Origin of the sequence: Phyllobacterium endophyticum (assembly GCF_003010935.1) — a bacterium.
GTDB lineage: Bacteria > Pseudomonadota > Alphaproteobacteria > Rhizobiales > Rhizobiaceae > Phyllobacterium > Phyllobacterium endophyticum.
This window is the reverse complement of the sequence record NZ_PGGN01000003.1, coordinates 530,906-548,587: the sequence shown is the minus strand read 5'-3', so window position 1 is coordinate 548,587 and position 17,682 is coordinate 530,906. Positions and strand designations below refer to the sequence as shown.

The window sequence follows — 17,682 nt, the reverse complement described above, 5'->3', positions numbered from 1 at the left end:
TCAATCCTTGAGGTTCGCTGGATTGAGCGGTGTCTTGAGCCATGCCTCAGAGCTTTTGTTCAGGCTGCCATCCGCCAGCATCTTGGTGACCGTATCGTTGATGGCCTGCTTGAGACGATCTTCGTTCTTGTTGAGTGCTATGTGGGAAGGCGACGTCAGCAACTGAAACTTCTGCTCGGGCGCGAGTGCTTCCTGACGGGAAAGAACCTGTGCACCGACGTCGTTGCCGACCACCATGAGCTGTGTCTGGCCCGAGATGAACGCCTGAATAACTGAATTGTAATTGTCGAAACGCTTGACGTCAGCAGACGCTGGAACAACTTCGGTCAGTGATGTGTCCTCCAGGGTGCCGCGATTGACTGCGATGCTTTTGCCGGCGAGATCGTCCTTGTTCCTTACTTCAAGAGCCTTGGGCCCGATCACAGCAATGTAATAGGGCGCATAGGCAGCGGCGAAGTCGATAACCTGTTCGCGCTCCTTGCTATAACCGACGCTCATCAACAGATCGACGCGATGCTCGGTCAGATAAGGAATGCGGTTCTGTCCGGTAACACTGACCGGAACGAGCTTGACCTTGAGGGCGTCTGCGAGAGCCTGAGCGACGTCCATGTCGTACCCCTTGAGGGTCATATCGGCGCTGGCTGACGAGAATGGCGGAAAATCGGCAAAGACACCGACATTGAGCACGCCTGCCTTGGTGATGTCGTCGATCGCGTCCGCCTGAGCATGCGTGATAGCGCCGATGGTTGCTCCGCCGAACAGCAACAGCGCCGCAAACGATGATTTCAGTGTGTTGTAGATTGTCATCTGTATTCCCCTTCGTTGTTATTTGTTTGGGACAATCCGGATGATGCCATCTTTGGCTTCAACATTCTTGGTTTCCGGATTTTTTGTGCATCAGCGTGTGCCCTGTACAAACGGGCTGAACACCATCAGGCTGAGTATCTCGAACAGGACCTGTGCGCCTGCATGGGCCGTGTTTGTCGTCGAGTCATACTGCGGTGCTACTTCCACCACGTCGCCGCCGACGAGATTGATACCCTTCAGGCCCCGGATGAGTTCAAGGACCTCGCGCGTCGTCAGGCCGCCGATTTCAGGCGTTCCGGTACCCGGCGCGAAACTCGGATCGAGACTGTCGATGTCGAAGGAAAGATAGGTCGGACCATCCCCGATGATTTCGCGTGCTTTCGCTATGATGGCAGGGATGCCCATGCCGGTCACTTCTTCCGCATGTATGACGGTCATTCCCGATTCGTACGAGAACTCCCACAGGTATTCCGCCGAACCGCGAATGCCGATCTGGATGGTGCGGCTCGAATCGAGCACGCCATCGAGAACAGCATTGCGGAAAGGACCGCCGTGGTGGAACTTGGTCTGGTCGAAAGCGCCACCGGTGTCGCAATGGGCGTCGATGTGGATCAAGCCCACGGGCCGGTTCTTGCCGATTGCTTTAAGGATCGGGTGGGTGATCGAGTGGTCGCCACCTACGCTGAGCGGTACCACGCCTGCATCGACGATCTGATTGATGCGGCGTTCGATATCATCATGGCTCTGCTCCAGCCTGTAGCGGCTGGCAAATGGGACATCGCCGATATCAGCGACGCGCAGGTCAAATACCGGCGCGCATTCGAGGACGTGGTTGTAGGGCCCGATCCGTTCAATTGTGCGCAGTGCCCGTGGTCCGAAGCGCGAGCCGGTGCGATTGGTCACGCCAAGATCCATGGGAACGCCAACAATGGCCACCTGCAGATTGCCAAAATCCGGCGCTGCAGCGTCGACGGACATGTGGGGGGCAGCAAGAAACGTAGGGACGCCGGCATAAGGCGCAAGGCGGGTACCGCTCTTGGAGAATATCTTGTCTGCGACTTTGCGGAACGTCGGATCAAAAAGCTCGCCGCCATGGCTCTCGCCATATTTCGCGCGAAGCTCATTTAGCTTTGCCTCATCCCAGGATGCCATGACAATGTCCCATTATCTGCGGCCGCGGGGGGTAAGAAGGACGTGGCCTCTCGGGCTTATGAATAAATCCGTCGCAATCTGTTCCCCGGGCTTTTGCCTCGTTGGGCCCATTATCGTTGCAAAACGAACGGAAAAGCAATTGACATTGTTATAGCTTGCCGCGTGAGTAAATCTCACATGACTTTTGAACGTTTGACAGCTAAGGGAAATGCATGACCCCAGGCCGGCTGCCCCCCCTGAACCCCCTGCGCGCTTTCGAGGCGACCGCGCGGCATGGCTCTGTAAGCGCCGCCGCGCGCGAGCTCAACGTAACCCACGGAGCGATCAGCCATCAGATCAAGGCTCTGGAGGCCACGCTCGATGTCCAGCTTTTCGAACGCGGGGCGCAACGGCTCAAGCTGACGCCACAGGGTGCGCTCCTGCTGCCGACGGTGTCGAAAGCATTCGAAGACATTGCGGCGACGACCGCATTGATAAAGCGTCCGACGACGAGCGGCGAGCTGACAGTGACGTGCGTGCCGGCGCTGCTTTCACTTTGGCTTATTCCAAGGATGAACCAGTTTACCGAGCAATATCCTGATATCAGGCTTACCCTTATCGCCTCGAACGAATCGAGCCAGTTGCACTCGGCGGATGTCGACGTCTGCGTGCTTTATGGTCATGGCAATTGGACCGACTGCTGGGTACGTCTCTGGACCACGCTTAAACTTTTTCCTGTCGCCAGCCCGACCCTGCTCAACATGCGGCCGCTGCGATCCGTGCGCGATCTTCGCAATCACGTTCTCCTGCATGGTGATGATGGACGCGAGTGGAACACCTGGCTCGCGGCTGCCGACGCGACGGAGCATGCCCGTGGCGCCCAGCACTTCATGAGCGATGCACGGCTCTCGACGGAGGCTGCGGTCTACAGCCAGGGCGTGGCCTTGGGTGATACGATTACGGCAAGTAATCTTATTGCAAAGGGCGAGTTGATCGTGCCCTTCGACCTGACGGTACCCGCCAATGATGCGTTCTATGTCGCCTGCCGCAACGAGGTGCGCAATGCCCCCATTGTCAAGGTTTTCATCGACTGGCTGTTTGCATCGCTGGAGACCGATACGATCACGGAACCGCAAACATCGGCTCGCCGGATCATCCGGCGGCGCAACGGCGGCAAGGTAAGCTCGCCGGAGCGCCTGGCAGCACCCCCATCCATTCCGACGACACGCCCGAAACGGCTTGATCGCGCGGCTCTCAAGCGCCGTGCCAAGACCGATACCCGATAGGACAATCCCATGACTGCTGCATTGCTCAACCCGCTTGTCACCCGCCTGTCGCCCCCGCCCATACCGGCCGTACAAGCTTGGGGCAAAGACTACAATGGCAGCTTCGGCCCTTTGATCGATCTCTCTCAGGCCGTTCCCGGCTATCCGCCACATCCGGACATGCTGCGTTGGCTGGGTGAAGCCGCCTCATCGCTTGCCTACACCAACTACGGCGCAATCGAGGGTGAAGCAGACCTGCGCGAGGCCTACGCGGCACATGTGTGCGAGCTCTATCGCGCAAACATCTCCGGTGCCAACATCCATGTCACATCGGGCTGCAATCAGGCCTTTATCTGCGCAGTTATGGCTGTTGCGAAAGCTGGTGACACTGTGCTGATGACCGATCCCTTCTATTTCAACCATGAAACGACGCTTTCCATGCTGGGGATCAAGACAGGCTTGGTCGAGTGCGGCGCTGCCAAGGGTTTCGTGCCTACCGTCGAAGCCGTCGAGGAGGCTCTCACCCCCGGCGTGCGTGCGCTTGCATTGGTGACGCCGAACAATCCGACGGGCGCCATCTATCCGCCTGCGCAGTTGCAAGCGATTTTCGATGTCTGCAGGAAAAATGCTATCTGGCTTATTCTGGACGAAACCTATCGCGATTTCCTGCCCAGCGATTTCGGAGTACCGCATGGCTTGCTCAGCGAGGAAAACTGGCAGGACCACCTGATCCAGCTCTACAGTTTCTCAAAATCGTTCTGTATTCCCGGACATCGGCTGGGCGCACTCACTGCCGGCGAAAACGTCGTAGAAGAAATCGCCAAGATCATGGACAATCTGCAGATTTGCGCGCCTCGCGCCGCACAAGGTGCGGTCGCGCGGGCCTTGCCGGCCCTGGCTGAATGGCGAGCGGGCAACCGGTTGGAGATTGAAGCGCGTGCGCAGGCGCTATCCGAAAACATGACCGATCTCGGCGGCTGGCGGCTTGAAGCGCTTGGCGCCTATTTTGCCTTTGTCCGTCACCCATTTGAGGACCGGGCATCGGCGGAAGTAGCGGAGCACCTGGCCAAGGAGGCTGGCATACTTAGCGTCCCCGGCGAGTATTTTGGCGCCGGGCAAAAACAGTTTCTTCGCTTTGCCTTCGCCAATGCCAATGCCGGGACGATCCGGCAATTGCGTGGGCGAATGCTGGATCTCAAGCTTTAGACGGCTAGTATCCTAGCGCTTCCCCTGATCCCGAGCGGCTGTCGATAGCTCCGTTATAGCGTGCGCCACCGCCCTTTTCGATATCGCCAAGGCTTTCGCCGCCAACGAGAATGCCGGCAGCTTGTCCCCAGATGGTCCAGCTCTTGTCGATCTCGACATCATGACCCATCTCCGCCAAAATCTTGCGAGTATCGGCGGAAAGTGCATAGGGCTCCATGTAGACCTTGTCCGGCAGCCACTGATGATGAATGCGTGGCGTATCGATGGCTTCCTGGATATTCATGCCGTGGTCAACGACATTGACAATCGCTTCAAGCGTAATCGTGATGATGCGCGCGCCCCCCGGGCTGCCAATGACCATGAACGGCTTCCCGTCTTTAGAGATGATCGTCGGGCTCATCGAGGATAGCGGCGTTTTCTTCGGCTGAATGGCGTTCGCTTCGCCTTGGACCAGGCCGTAGAGATTGGGCGCACCGGGCTTAGCAGTGAAATCGTCCATTTCATTGTTGAGCAATATGCCAGTTCCCGGTGCAACCACCCCGGCGCCGAAGGAGCCATTGAGCGTGTAGGTCACGGCGACTGCGTTTCCTTCGTCGTCGACAATTGAATAATGTGTCGTCTCTGTGCTTTCGCCAAAGCCTTTCGGCATCAATTCCTGGGACACGCCCGCCTTGAAGGGGCTTATTTTCTCGCGGATTTCCCTGGCATATTGCTTGTCGAGCAATTTCTTGACGGGATTGTCGACAAAATCCGGGTCGCCAAGAGACGTGTTGCGATCGACATAGGCAAAGCGCATCGCTTCGATCATTGCGTGAACAGTCTCAGCCGAGCCATATCCCAGGTATCCCAGCGGGTAGCCCTCAAGGATGTTCAAAATCTCGCAAATGATGACGCCTCCAGAGCTTGGCGGCGGAGAGGACGCGATTTCATATCCCCGGTAATTGCATTTGACCGGTTCGAGCTCGCGAACCGTATATTGTTCGAAATCGGCCTTGGCGAGGATGCCGCCGGTCGCCTCGCTGGCTTTGACGATGGCATCGGCCGTGGGACCCTTGTAGAAGGCTTCCGGACCTTTCTGCGAAATGCCGGAGAGGGTCGCCGCCAGGTCCGTCTGGATCAGGGTTTCTCCAATCGCGTAGGTCTTGCCGTCAGGCTTCAGGAATATCTCCGCTGCCGCTTTGTCCTTGCCAAGTTTTTTTGCGCCGCTTTGGAGCGAGGTCACATCACCCTGATCAAGGACGAAACCATCGCGTGCGTAACGAATGGCGGGGCCCATCAACTCTTCGCGCGATTTGGTCCCATATTTCGTTCTTGCCGTTTCGAAGCCGAGAACGGAACCGGGCACGCCGATGGCAAGATATCCATCGGTGCTTAGACCTTTGACCATATTGCCCTTGTCATCCAGGTACATGGTCTTGGTCGAAGCAAGTGGTGCACGCTCGCGAAAATCAAGGAAGGTGGTCTTGCCATCTTTCAGGCGGATGGTCATGAAGCCCCCGCCGCCGATATTGCCCGCTGTCGGATAAACAACCGCCAGCGCATACCCGACAGCCACAGCTGCATCGACGGCGTTGCCGCCATTTTTCAGAACGTCCACGCCGACCTGCGATGCCAGATGCTGCGCGGTGACCACCATGCCATGCTCTGCCTTGACCGGGTCCGGCGATGCGGCGAAGGCCGTAAACGCGGGCATCGTGGCAATGCTCAACGCCAGGCCAAACACGCTGGTTCTCAGAGAACGACAGTCCATGATCATCCCTCCCACATGAAAAATCTTGCGCTGCAATGGAACCGTTCCTGCACTTTATGTCCAGCATAAAAGCACGCGGGAGGGTGGTTCAATTGTCCTGATCGAGTTCGGGATAATGACGGAAAATGCCGGATTCATTAAATTTGAGCCGGCGACCCGAGGCAAGATAACTTTGAATGTTGGGCCGCTTTTCGACAGCATCGTGAACGGCGATGATCTTTGGATAGCGGACGCCAAGATGCTTCGTGCCTCGCGGAAATGCATATCGCAAGCCTTCGACTATCTGGAACAGGGACAGGTCGACATAGCTGAGTGCGCTCCCCACAGCGCGTTCGCTCCCCTCCGGATTGTTCTCAAGCACACGCTCGAAGTAGGACATGAATTTCGGTATGCGATTCTCGATGAAGTCGGCCGAGCGCTGTTTTGCGGCGTCCTTCTGGTCCTCATAATATCGGGTCGTGGCGATTGGATGGTGCGTATCATGCACCTCGGCCACAAAGTCGGTGATCGTTAACTGCAACCCGTTCGCGACAAAGCGCAATGCTTCATCCTGCGGCGCAAGGTCCAGCCTGGGTCCGAGATAGAGCAAAATATTGGCCACATGGGACACGATGAGATCGCCGTCTTTTATGAAGGGCGGCGCAAAGGGGATGTGGGCGTCGGATTTGCTCTTCATCCATTTCATCATCGATCCGGTACCATCCTCCTGCCGCGCAACGTCTATATATTCGACACCAGCCTCTTCGAAGGCCAGCCGCACGAATTCGCCGCGACCCTGCAATCCGTCCCAGTAGTAGAGTTCATAGGCCATCGAGGTCTCCTTCAGGTTTCGACGGGTGGTTTAGCAGCCAAACATGGCAATGTGGTAATCGCCAGCTATTTGTTCTCCCGGGAGGTTTGCGTCTCGACGAGGCGCCCAAGTTGAAACACAATAGAAAAAAGTCGATCGCGGCAGCTTAGGCTGCATTCGAAAGGAACAATCATGAATGCCGGATCTATCATATCGGCCGTTGGTTTCTGCACCTATACAGGCGTCGGCAATTTCGACGTGCTGGAGGGTTCGTTGCGGTCGATCAGTGACCTTGGCGCGACCGCTGCCGAACTCTCACTCTATGGCGAACAACTCATTTCCGGGGGCCGGATCATCCCCGGACGGGCAGAGCGCCTGCTGGAAATTACCCGCCAGTTCGATCTGCGTTATAGCGTCCACGGCCAGATCGTATCCAACTTCATGGACAGGGAACATCTGGCGCTGCAGAAGTCGGTCGTTCGCGCGATGCTCGAGTTGTGCAATCGCGTGGAGGCGGGAATTCTCGTCCACCATGGCGGGCATGCCAAGATGCCGGCGCTGACGCGGATTGGCGATCTCGACCAGATGGAGCGCGATACATTGGCAGAAATGGCCGAAGTTGCGCAGGGCTACGGCGTCAGGATTGCATTGGAAAACATCTTTGCGCTCAGCGATGCGGATTATCGCCAGACGCCGGCAAAGATTGGTGAAACTGTTTGCGCCGTCAACAGTCCGAACGTCTGTGCGCTTATCGACTTCAGCCATGCCTATATCGAGTGCACAAGGCTTGGTCTCGATTGGCAGGAGCAGATCGGAGCCATGGCTCCGGTCACCGGCCATTTGCATGTGCATGACAGCTTTGGCCGTCCATACAGCATGACGAAGTTTTATCACCCGGCCGAAGCAACCGCGCTCGGCATAGGCGACCTGCATCTGCCGATCGGCTGGGGCGACATTCCTTGGGAGGAGATTTTTTCAAAGCTTACATTCCTGCCGGACACGATGCTGATCATGGAAATAACCGGGGACCGTTTTGCCGGTGAGCAAGCGGATAGCCTTGCTCGCGCGCGGAAGCTCGTGGAGATGGTCAATAGCCGCCGAATAGCAGCGTAAGGTTCGAAGACGCGGCGAGCTGCATGGCCGCGTCTTTGCCACCTATCTAATTGTGAATGGCTCAAAGGCGGAATAGGCCGCATCCGGCACAGTGACGTTCAGCAGTTCCATGTTTCGGGCCAGGCTCGATGGTTTGGCCGTTCCTATCAGGACATTGGCGACAACTGGCTCGCGCAACGGAAATTGCATGGCTGCTGCGGCGAGCGGAACCAGATTTGCTTCTGCTATTGCTTGCATGGCGCGCACGCGCTCAACAATATCTTCCGACGCGGGGCCGTAATCGAAATTAGCGCCCGGAACCGGGCCGGTTGCGAGGATGCCGGAGTTGAAAACACCGCCGATCACCAGCGAAATCTTTTGTCTGCGGCAGGCTTCAAGCAAACCGCGCTCGGCGGACCGGTCCAGTAGCGAATAACGCCCGGCGAGAAGGATGCAGTCAATCGGGTGTCTGGCAATCACGTCGAGGCAGACCTCGACCTCATTGACGCCGAGACCATAGGCGGAGATCGCTCCGGACGTTTTCAGTTCATCCAAGGCCTTCATGCCGCTATCGAGAAGCTGGCGTTGGTAGACTGCATTTTTCTCCGCGCCGTGGGTGTAGACGCCGATATCGTGCACATAGAGGATGTCGATCCTGTTCAACCCCAGCCGTGCAAAGCTGAACTCGAATGACCGCATAATGCCGTCATAGCTATAGTCATAATCGACTGTGAACGGCAGCGGATTGACATAGGAATGGTCCGGAACCTTGTCTTCCGGGACCGGGCGCAAGAGGCGACCGACCTTGGTCGAGAGAACATAGGTCTCCCTGGGCTTGTTGCGCAGGAAATCGCCCATCCGCCGTTCGGACAAGCCGAAACCATAAAAAGGCGCGGTGTCGAAATAACGCATTCCTGCGTCCCACGCGGCCTGCAACGTCTCCATCGCTGCTTCTCGCGTGCATTCCCGGTAGAGTCCGCCGATCGCCGCCCCACCAAATCCGAATTGCGTTACTGCGAGTGGCGTATTGCCTATTGCGCGCATATCCACGGTCTCTCTCCCCATGATTGTGCCAGCTATTTCTTGCGCAGCGCGTCTGCCAAAGCCGCACCGAATGCGCCTTGAGATGCAGGTTGTTGCTTCGGGCCGGGAGCCGGCACGCGCGTCCGGGGGGCGTCATCGACAGGACGTGAACCCCTCGGCGGCTGAGCGGTGCCGCCATCCTTGCGCATGGTCAGGCTGATGCGATTTCGCTTCGGATCAACATCGACAACCCGCACTTTGACGACATCCCCCGCCTTGACCACCTCATGCGCATCCTTGACGAAACGATCCGCCAGTTGTGACAGGTGCACGAGACCGTCCTGATGCACGCCAATATCGACGAACGCTCCGAAAGCGGCAACATTGGTAACCGTCCCTTCCAAAAGCATTCCGGGCCTGAGATCCTTTATACTGTCGATACCGTCAGTAAACGATGCCGTCTTGAATTCAGGCCGGGGATCGCGGCCGGGCTTTTCGAGTTCTGCAATAATGTCGCGCACCGTCGGCAGGCCGAATCGGTCGTCGACAAAGACCCGCGGATCAAGTGCTTTCAACGCACTGCTGTCATTCATCAATGAGCGCACATCCCGGCCACATGCGCTGACGATTTTCTTGGCGACGCCATAGGCCTCCGGATGCACCGCGGAAGCGTCGAGGGGTTCAGTGCCGTCAGTGATGCGCAGGAACCCTGCGCATTGTTCAAAGGCGCGCGGTCCGAGCCGGGCGACTTTGAGCAGATCGCGACGTGTCCTGAACGGACCCACATCGTCGCGATAGGCGATGATGGCTTCAGCAAGTGAGGTCCCAAGTCCGGAGATACGCGCAAGAAGTGATGCGGATGCTGTGTTCAGATCGACGCCGACGGCATTTACCGCGTCTTCCACGACACCTTCCAGTGACCGCGCAAGGCGGAATTGGTCAACATCATGCTGGTACTGCCCCACGCCAATTGATTTCGGTTCGATTTTCACGAGTTCGGCCAGCGGATCCTGCAACCGGCGGCCAATAGAGACTGCACCGCGCAGCGACACGTCAAGCCCCGGAAATTCAGCAGCAGCGGTGGCAGATGCGGAATAGACAGAAGCTCCAGCCTCGCTCACGATGACCTTCAGCGGTTTTGGCGCTGGCATATCCGCCAGCATGTCGGCAACCAGCCGTTCCGTCTCGCGGCTGCCAGTCCCGTTGCCGATCGCGATGAGCTCGACCTTGTGCTTGATGAGAAGTCGCGCGAGTTCGCCCTGCGTTCCGCGCACGTCATTGCGAGGCGGGAAAGGGTAGACCGTCGTTGTATCGAGCACTTTGCCGGTGCCGTCGATGACCGCGACCTTGACGCCTGTACGGATGCCGGGATCCAGGCCCATGGTTGTGCGCGAGCCCGCAGGCGCTGCCAGCAGCAAATCCTTCAGATTGCGGGCAAAGACGTGGATCGCCTCTTCCTCGGCGCGCTCTCGCAGGGCGGTCATGAGATCGACGGAGAGATTGAGCGACAGCCGGATACGCCATGTCCAACGCACCACTTCCATCAACCAGCTATCGGCGGCACCGCCATTTGCCCGGATCGCGTAGGTCTCGGCAATCATGCGCTCGACCGGCTTGACCGCAGAGCTGTCGTCGGCATCGACCTCGATTTCAAGAGAGAGCACGTCCTCATTGCGGCCACGCAGCATGGCGAGTGCGCGGTGGCCGGGCACCGCTGCCCAGCGCTCGAAATGATTGAAGTAATCGGCAAACTTTGCGCCCGGCTCTTGTTTGCCATCTATAACTTTCGCTCGAAGAATGGCGCGATCCTTCATGTGGTTGCGCAGCCTGCCGACGAGGTCGGCGTTTTCCGAAAACGTCTCCACAAGAATGTCCCGCGCGCCGTCGAGCGCGGCCTTTACATCGGGAACATCCTCAGAGAGAAACTCCGTTGCCAGGCCGGAAGGAATGGTGCGTCGGTCTGACAGGATTGTTTCCGCCAATGGACCAAGTCCGCGTTCACGCGCGATCTCGGCTTTGGTCCGCCGTTTGGGCTTATAGGGCAGATATATATCTTCCAGTTCCGCCTTGGTCACGGCGGAGGCAATCTTGTTTTCAAGCTCATCCGTGAGCTTGCTCTGGACGCGAATGGACTCGATGATCGTATCGCGGCGGGCCTCGAGCTCACGCAGGTAAACCAGCCGCTCATCGAGATTACGGAGCTGCGTATCGTCCAGGCCGCCGGTAACCTCCTTGCGATAGCGCGCAATGAAAGGAACTGTCGCCCCACCATCGAGGAGTTCAATCGCCGCACTTGCCTGTTCCGGCCTCGCGTTGATCTCAGCGGCGATAAGGCGAGCAATGCGGACAGTATTTGCAATAGTCACGAGATATTCCATGAATCATGATCGAGCGGCCAACATAGTGGCGCCCGATCATGACCGCAATCGCTTGGGAACGATGCTTCAAGCCTTTTTCAAAAGAGACTTGGCTTCCCTGATGCCCAGGGCCTCCGGCCGCGAGCAGGTTGTCTTGATGTCGATAAACTTCCTCTCCTCGCCGGAACGCAGGATCGAAACCATAATTTCAACCCCGTGCAAAGCTCTGTCGATCGAGCAGCGGATGTCTCGGCCTGTGAGAATGGCGGCGGCCATATCGGCGAGCCCGGCCGTGCGATAATTAGCCATCATTCCCGCTGCATGTTTTTGATTTGGTGCGCCGAAAGGATGGGCCCAAGCCTTGACAGCGCGCGGTTTCTTGCCCGGCTTCGCCAGCTTGACTTCCCCGCCGAAGAAGTTCGGATCCGGTAGGAAGATTGAGCCTTCCGTGCCGTAGAGCTCCATGTTGGGATGGTGATGTGCCCAGACATCCCAGCTGGCCGACAAGGTGATCGATGCACCGCTTTCAAACTCGAGCAGGGCCTGAATGGTCGTCGGCGTCGTCACCTTTATTGTCTCACCCTTACGCGGCTCGCTTGAAATCGTGCGGGTAGGCGTTGCCGTTGAAGTGAGCGCGGCAACGCGCCTGACCGGACCGATGAGATTGATCAAATTGGCGATGTAGTAAGGGCCAAGATCGAGTATGGGCCCACCACCCGGGCGATAGAAGAAATCCGGGTTCGGATGCCAATGTTCCATGCCATGATTCATGACGTGAGCGGTGCCGGAGGTAATGGTTCCAAGCTGACCGTCATCGATGAGCTTGCGTGCAAGCTGGTGTGCACCGCCGAGATAAGTATCGGGAGCGCATCCCGCCTTCAACTTGTTCTTTGAAGCAATCTTTTGCAGTTCAAGCCCTTCTTTGAGCGACAGCGTCAGCGGCTTTTCCGAGTAAAGGTGCTTGCCCCCCGACAGGATCTGCTTCGACACGTCAAAATGCGCGTCAGGAACCGTGAGATTGACAACAAGATCGATGTCCTCGCTGGAGAGCAGGTCGTCGATAGTTCGCGCTTCGACACCGTATTCGGATGCCCGTGCAATGGCAGCCGCCTTGCTGATGTCCGCGATGGCGCGCATTTCAATGCCTCTGAAGAGTGGGGCAAGGCGCAGATAGGTCGCAGAGATATTGCCAGCACCGATTATGCCGATGCCAAGTGTCCTGGCCATGGGGATGTTCCTCAGAATGAATTGACTGTGGCGATCGAGCGGCGGGCGAAGCGCTCATCGTCCGATGGATTGTCGTGCTCCATGATGAAGTACTGGACAGGCGTGTCTTTGAGCCTCGTCATCAACGCCTTCCAGTCGACCGTGCCATAACCGACATCAGCCCAGCCGTCCTCGTCCGTATTCTGGCCGGGAGCAGCGATATCCTTGACGTGCACGGCACTGATGCGTGAGCCATAGTTCCCGATCCATTCGAACGGGTCGCCGCCGCCGCGGATGATCCAGGCAATGTCCGCCTCCCACGATATGCTTGGGGCTGCATCGAATATCAGCTTCTGCGGCAGCGAGTTGTCAGGCAGCGCTTTGAATTCGAAGTCATGATTGTGCCAGCCGAAAACATATCCTGCCTTGCTGTAGGTGGCATGCGCCGCTTCCAATCTCTCTCCGAAAGCCGACCAGCCTGCTGCATCAAGGGGACGCACATCGACGGCAAGGTGCGGGCAATAAATGGCTTTCATGCCGAGCGCGCCGGCGATATCGAGGACCTTTTGCGGTTCTTTTTCAAGAAGGTCGATGCTGAAATGGCCCGTAGGCATGGTCAACCCGTTGGCATCGAGCGCGAGCTTCGTTGCTTCGGGATCGGCGTAGACTCCGCCATAGGCCTCGACCTGGGCATAACCATTGCGCTTCAACATTTCGAACGTCTGCTCGAGCGGCGGGAAGTTTCGGGAGCTGTAGAGCTGATAGGAAAAGTCGGTCACGTCATTTCTCCATGAATGCTTGGGAAGGTTAAAGGCGATTTTCGGTCACGGCATCGAATAGCGAAGCCATGGCTGGGTTGAATGTCAGGAAGACTTTTTCACCAGGCTGATAGCGCCTGCCGGAATCGACGCGAACCGAGATGGCTTTTCCCGCGACCTTCAACCAGACAAGACTATCGGCACCCATCGGCTCATCAAGATCGACGATGGCCTCACAGGAGCAGCCGGCTGGTCCGGCCTGGCCGCTGATGGCGATGTGTTCCGGACGGAAACCAAAAATGACGGCATGGCCCGGCGCGAGCCGCTGTTGCGGCCGATAGGCGGCGAGCGAGATGTCAAGGTCTGCGGCGCGGAAGACCGGCGAGCCGTCCTTATCGACGATCTCGCCCTTGAGAAAGTTCATGGCGGGTGAGCCTATGAAGCTTGCGACAAAAAGATTGCGCGGTCTGTTATAGATAGTCAGCGGATCATCGAGCTGCTGGATCAGACCGCCCTTCATGACAGCGATGCGATCCGCCAGAGTGAGTGCCTCGATCTGGTCATGGGTGACATAGATCATCGTATTGGCAAGCTTGTGGTGCAAGCGCTTGATCTCCACGCGCAGTTCCGAGCGGAGCTTTGCATCGAGGTTGGACAAAGGTTCGTCGAAGAGGAATACATCGACATCGCGAACCAGCGCGCGGCCGATGGCGACGCGCTGCCGCTGGCCGCCGGATAACTCGGCGGGCTTGCGGTTGAGCAATGGCCCGATCTGCAAAATCTCGGCGGCGTGCGCGATGCGCTTCTGGATTTCCGCAGCGGGCAGTCCAGCCACCCGCAGGCCGAATGACAGGTTTTTCTCGACAGTCATTTGCGGGTAGAGCGCATAGGACTGGAATACCATGCCGATGCCGCGATCCTTCGGCTCTTCCCAGGTTACGTTCTTGCCCTTGATGAAGATCTGTCCGTCGGAGATATCGAGCAGCCCTGCGATGCAATTGAGCAAGGTGGATTTTCCGCAACCGGATGGTCCGAGAAGCACGAGGAATTCGCCATCTGCCACCTCGATATTGAGGTTCTTCAAGACGCTGATCGAACCGAAATTGAGTGAGAGATCCTTGATGAGAACGCTATGCACTGAGGTCACCCTTTTACGGCGCCAGCGGCAATGCCCCTGACGAAATATTTGCCTGAGAAGAAATAAACGAGGAGGGGTACGGCTCCGGTGAGAATGGTTGCCGCCATGTTGACGTTGTATTCCTTCACCCCTTGGGTTGAGTTGACGATGTTGTTGAGCTGCACGGTCATGGGGAAGTTCTTCGTACCGGCGAAGATCACGCCGAAGAGGAAGTCGTTCCAAATGCCCGTCACCTGCAGGATCACCGCTACGACGAATATCGGCAGTGACATGGGAAGCATGATCTGCAGGAAGATGCGCCAGAAGCCGGCGCCATCGACGCGTGCGGCTTTGAATAGCTCCGGAGGTAGCGAGACAAAATAATTGCGGAAGAGCAGGGTGAGGATCGGCATGCCGAAGATCGTATGGATGACGATGACGCCGGTCAGCGTACCGAAGATGCCGAGGTTTCGCGTAATGATCACCAGCGGGTAGAGCATCACCTGATAGGGAATGAAGGCGCCGAAAATAAGCGTCGTGAAGAACAGCTCCGATCCTTTGAAGCGCCAATTGGCAAGCGCGTAACCGTTAACCGATGCGATGATTATGGAGAGGATTACACTTGGAACGAGGATCTTCATCGAATTGAAGAAACCGACCTTGATGCCCTCGCAGTAAAGCCCGGTACATGCACTGTTCCAGGCCGTCGCCCAGGGCTGAAAGGTGACCTCGACAGGCGGCGAGAAGATGTTGCCGAGCCGGATCTCCGGCATGCCTTTCAGCGATGTCATGACCATTACGTAGAGGGGAATGAGGTAATAAACCGCGGCTATGAAAAGTATGGAATAGATCATGATCGACGCGGGCGACAGGAAACGCTTCGGGCGACTTCCTCGCGGTTCTGCACCAGAGAGACTTGAGTTCATTTCGGGATTTTCCCCTTGCGGTATCGTGGCCGGAACTCCAGTAGTGCCCAGGGAACGAGAATGATGAGCACCGTGGTGAGCATGATCGTCGAGGCGGCAAGGCCCTGACCCAGATTCCCGCGCGAGAACATGAGATCGTAGACGTATTTGGCGGGAACCTCGGAGGAGATGCCGGGACCGCCATTCGTCAGCGCAACGACGAGGTCATAAACCTTGACGATAGCCGCTGAAATGATGACCAGCGTAGTGATGAAGACAGGCCGCATCATCGGAATGATGATGAAAAGATACGTCTTCCACGCCGGTATTCCATCGACCCGCGCGGCTTTCCAGATTTCGTCATCAATGTTGCGCAGGCCCGCGAGCATCAAAGCCATGACAAGGCCTGTCCCTTGCCAAAGGCCCGCGATGACGATCGCATAGATGGTGAAACGGCCGTCGGTCAGGATCGGAAAACTGAAAGTTTCAAAACCGAGATCCCGGACGACCTTCTGCACGCCGTAGGCCGGCGTGAGGATCCACTGCCAGACGAGACCTGTGACGATGAACGACAGGGCGTGCGGATAGAGAAAAATCGTGCGAAAAGTATTCTCGAAGCGGATTTTCTGATCCATCAAGGCAGCCAGTATGAAGCCGATAATGAGGGAGAAGGCCAATGACAACAGGCCGAAGATTGCCAGGTTTTTAAGAGACACAGTCCAGCGCGATGTTCGGAACAGCCGCGTATATTGGTCAAACCCAACGAAATCGAGCGTTGGCAGCGACCGTGAGGATGTGAAGGAATAGAGCACCGTCCACAAAGTGCAGCCGACAAAGACAACAAGCACCGTGACGATCATCGGTACCGCAGCGATCTTGGCGTTCAAGTTGCGCAGGGGGGCAAAGGGGCGTCGGCTCACGGAAATCTCCAGCCTCTCGGTGTATGCCGGCCCAAGGGTTGGCCGGCATATCTCACGTCGATAGGTTCAATTTCTACTTTGCTTCGCCGATGATCTCGACGTAACGGGCTTGAGCGTCCTCGACCGTCATAGTCTTATCTGCGAAAAACTCCGTCGTCAGATCTTCGATCTGGCCTTGAGTGTCGGAGGAGAAAGCCTGTTCGTACGAAGGCAGCACATTATTGCTGTCGGTCAATATTTTAATGCCTTTTTTCATGCATTCATTGGCGGCTTGCATGTCTATGTCACCGCGGATCGGCAACGAGCCCTTGGCGAGATTGAAGGCGACCTGAGTCTCCTTGGAAACCAGCATGCTGGCAAGCTTCAGTTGGGCCTTGGTGATTTCGGGATTTGCATTCTTTGGAAAGTAAAAGGCATCGCCGCCTGTGTCGAGTGCAGGATGAACCCCCAAGCCGGGAAGGCAATCGTAATCGGTTCCTGCGACCTTTCCGGCCACGCCGAATTCGCCCTGTGCCCAATCCCCCATGATCTGGCCGGCGGCCTTACCCGTAAGGACAAGTGACGTTGCTTCATTCCACTGCCGTCCAACATAGCCGGGGTCGGCAAGCTCTCGCGCGTCTGCAAACGCTTGCCAGATAGCCTTCGTCTCGGGACCGCCCGCCGCTTCGGTGCTCTTCTGGTCCAAGATCTTGAGATAGAGGTCCTTGCCGCCAAGATTGGCCAACATCACGCGGAACACACCGTCAATCTGCCAAGCGTCACCAGTCGCGAGCGGAATAATGCCTTTTTCCTTGAGCTTGGGTGCTGCAGCCACGAATTCTTGCCAGTTGGTGGGAACCGCCGCGCCTGCTTGCTTGAAAGCATTCGGATTGATCCACATCCATTGCCAGGAGTGAATATTGACTGGAACGCAATAAATCTTTCCCTCATACTTGCATGCGTCGAGCAGTTTGGAGGGGCGGATGAAATCAGCCCAACCCTCCTTGGTAGCAAGCTCGGTTAAATCCGTCATCAATCCGGCTTTGACCAGATCCTCGGCGTCGCGACCGGTGTTAAGCTGCGTCGCGCCCATGGGATTTCCCCCCAGAATGCGGCTGACAATGATTGGGCGAGCAGTGCTGCCGCTACCTGCGATCGCGCCATCCACCCATTTGTCACCGCCAAGCTTGTCGTAGGACGAGGCGAGAACCTTGGCAGCAGCTGCCTCACCGCCAGACGTCCACCAGTGGGTTACCTCAAGGTCGGCGGCTCGAACCTGGCTGGCGGCGAAAAGAAATGTGGATGTCGCAAGAACAGCCATGATGGAACGGTAACGCATCGCATCCTCCCAAATCTGAAACGTTACAGGTAGGCTA

General features: G+C 57.2%; 15 protein-coding genes. 3 read left to right on the top strand and 12 right to left on the bottom strand.

The window, feature by feature from the left end; genetic code table 11:
• Both CU100_RS16845 and speB read right to left on the bottom strand, forming a co-directional pair.
• Entirely contained in the window at nt 1-807 is an 807-nt protein-coding gene (locus CU100_RS16845; RefSeq protein ID WP_106717727.1) for a transporter substrate-binding domain-containing protein, read from the bottom strand.
• Between the two features lie 90 nt (nt 808-897).
• The gene (gene speB / locus CU100_RS16840) at nt 898-1,959 is read right to left on the bottom strand and encodes an agmatinase (protein WP_106717726.1); all 1,062 of its coding nucleotides are present in this window, start codon (nt 1,957-1,959) and stop codon (nt 898-900) included.
• A gap of 212 nt (nt 1,960-2,171) precedes the next feature.
• Between speB and gcvA the strand changes: the two genes are divergently transcribed.
• Nucleotides 2,172-3,224 carry a transcriptional regulator GcvA gene (gene gcvA, locus CU100_RS16835; protein WP_106717725.1) on the top strand — a complete coding sequence of 351 codons (1,053 nt, stop codon included), beginning with the start codon at nt 2,172-2,174 and terminating at the stop codon, nt 3,222-3,224.
• Nucleotides 3,225-3,233: 9 nt separating this feature from the next.
• Entirely contained in the window at nt 3,234-4,409 is a 1,176-nt protein-coding gene (locus CU100_RS16830) for an aminotransferase (RefSeq protein ID WP_106717724.1), read from the top strand.
• Between the two features lie 4 nt (nt 4,410-4,413).
• Here CU100_RS16830 and ggt read toward each other — a convergent pair whose 3' ends face one another.
• Nucleotides 4,414-6,102: a gamma-glutamyltransferase gene (ggt, locus tag CU100_RS16825; RefSeq protein ID WP_245419120.1), complete on the bottom strand. Its 1,689-nt coding sequence runs from the start codon at nt 6,100-6,102 to the stop codon at nt 4,414-4,416.
• Nucleotides 6,103-6,247: 145 nt separating this feature from the next.
• Nucleotides 6,248-6,970, bottom strand: a complete 723-nt coding sequence (locus tag CU100_RS16820) for a glutathione S-transferase (RefSeq protein WP_106717723.1) — start codon at nt 6,968-6,970, stop codon at nt 6,248-6,250.
• Nucleotides 6,971-7,141: 171 nt separating this feature from the next.
• Between CU100_RS16820 and CU100_RS16815 the strand changes: the two genes are divergently transcribed.
• Entirely contained in the window at nt 7,142-8,062 is a 921-nt protein-coding gene (locus tag CU100_RS16815) for a sugar phosphate isomerase/epimerase family protein (RefSeq protein WP_106717722.1), read from the top strand.
• Between the two features lie 42 nt (nt 8,063-8,104).
• Here the strand turns inward: CU100_RS16815 and CU100_RS16810 are convergent, their stop codons facing one another.
• The 8 genes from CU100_RS16810 to CU100_RS16775 form a co-directional block, all read right to left on the bottom strand.
• A complete protein-coding gene (locus CU100_RS16810; RefSeq protein WP_106717721.1) occupies nt 8,105-9,091 on the bottom strand; it encodes an aldo/keto reductase in 987 nt (328 codons plus the stop codon).
• Between the two features lie 26 nt (nt 9,092-9,117).
• Nucleotides 9,118-11,424, bottom strand: a complete 2,307-nt coding sequence (locus CU100_RS16805; RefSeq protein ID WP_407070347.1) for a Tex family protein — start codon at nt 11,422-11,424, stop codon at nt 9,118-9,120.
• 84 nt (nt 11,425-11,508) lie between these two features.
• Nucleotides 11,509-12,648: a Gfo/Idh/MocA family protein gene (locus CU100_RS16800; protein ID WP_106717719.1), complete on the bottom strand. Its 1,140-nt coding sequence runs from the start codon at nt 12,646-12,648 to the stop codon at nt 11,509-11,511.
• 11 nt (nt 12,649-12,659) lie between these two features.
• Nucleotides 12,660-13,406, bottom strand: coding sequence for a sugar phosphate isomerase/epimerase family protein (locus CU100_RS16795; protein ID WP_106717718.1), 747 nt, complete (start codon nt 13,404-13,406; stop codon nt 12,660-12,662).
• Nucleotides 13,407-13,434: 28 nt separating this feature from the next.
• Nucleotides 13,435-14,532: an ABC transporter ATP-binding protein gene (locus CU100_RS16790; RefSeq protein WP_106717717.1), complete on the bottom strand. Its 1,098-nt coding sequence runs from the start codon at nt 14,530-14,532 to the stop codon at nt 13,435-13,437.
• Nucleotides 14,529-15,428, bottom strand: a complete 900-nt coding sequence (locus tag CU100_RS16785; protein ID WP_106717716.1) for a carbohydrate ABC transporter permease — start codon at nt 15,426-15,428, stop codon at nt 14,529-14,531. The genes CU100_RS16790 and CU100_RS16785 overlap by 4 nt, the downstream gene beginning before the upstream one ends.
• Nucleotides 15,425-16,333, bottom strand: coding sequence for a carbohydrate ABC transporter permease (locus tag CU100_RS16780; protein WP_407070346.1), 909 nt, complete (start codon nt 16,331-16,333; stop codon nt 15,425-15,427). Before CU100_RS16780 ends, CU100_RS16785 begins: the two co-directional genes overlap by 4 nt.
• Nucleotides 16,334-16,400: 67 nt before the next feature.
• Nucleotides 16,401-17,645: an ABC transporter substrate-binding protein gene (locus CU100_RS16775; protein WP_106717715.1), complete on the bottom strand. Its 1,245-nt coding sequence runs from the start codon at nt 17,643-17,645 to the stop codon at nt 16,401-16,403.
• Nucleotides 17,646-17,682 lie beyond the last annotated feature (37 nt).

Excerpts from the sequence above, each read along its gene's own strand:
- CU100_RS16845 (WP_106717727.1), bottom strand. The coding sequence starts at position 807 with ATGACAATCTACAACACACTGAAATCATCGTTTGCGGCGCTGTTGCTG.
- speB (WP_106717726.1), bottom strand. The coding sequence starts at position 1,959 with ATGGCATCCTGGGATGAGGCAAAGCTAAATGAGCTTCGCGCGAAATAT.
- gcvA (WP_106717725.1), top strand. The coding sequence starts at position 2,172 with ATGACCCCAGGCCGGCTGCCCCCCCTGAACCCCCTGCGCGCTTTCGAG.
- CU100_RS16830 (WP_106717724.1), top strand. The coding sequence starts at position 3,234 with ATGACTGCTGCATTGCTCAACCCGCTTGTCACCCGCCTGTCGCCCCCG.
- ggt (WP_245419120.1), bottom strand. The coding sequence starts at position 6,102 with ATGCCCGCGTTTACGGCCTTCGCCGCATCGCCGGACCCGGTCAAGGCA.
- CU100_RS16820 (WP_106717723.1), bottom strand. The coding sequence starts at position 6,970 with ATGGCCTATGAACTCTACTACTGGGACGGATTGCAGGGTCGCGGCGAA.
- CU100_RS16815 (WP_106717722.1), top strand. The coding sequence starts at position 7,142 with ATGAATGCCGGATCTATCATATCGGCCGTTGGTTTCTGCACCTATACA.
- CU100_RS16800 (WP_106717719.1), bottom strand. The coding sequence starts at position 12,648 with ATGGCCAGGACACTTGGCATCGGCATAATCGGTGCTGGCAATATCTCT.
- CU100_RS16785 (WP_106717716.1), bottom strand. The coding sequence starts at position 15,428 with ATGAACTCAAGTCTCTCTGGTGCAGAACCGCGAGGAAGTCGCCCGAAG.
- CU100_RS16775 (WP_106717715.1), bottom strand. The coding sequence starts at position 17,645 with ATGCGTTACCGTTCCATCATGGCTGTTCTTGCGACATCCACATTTCTT.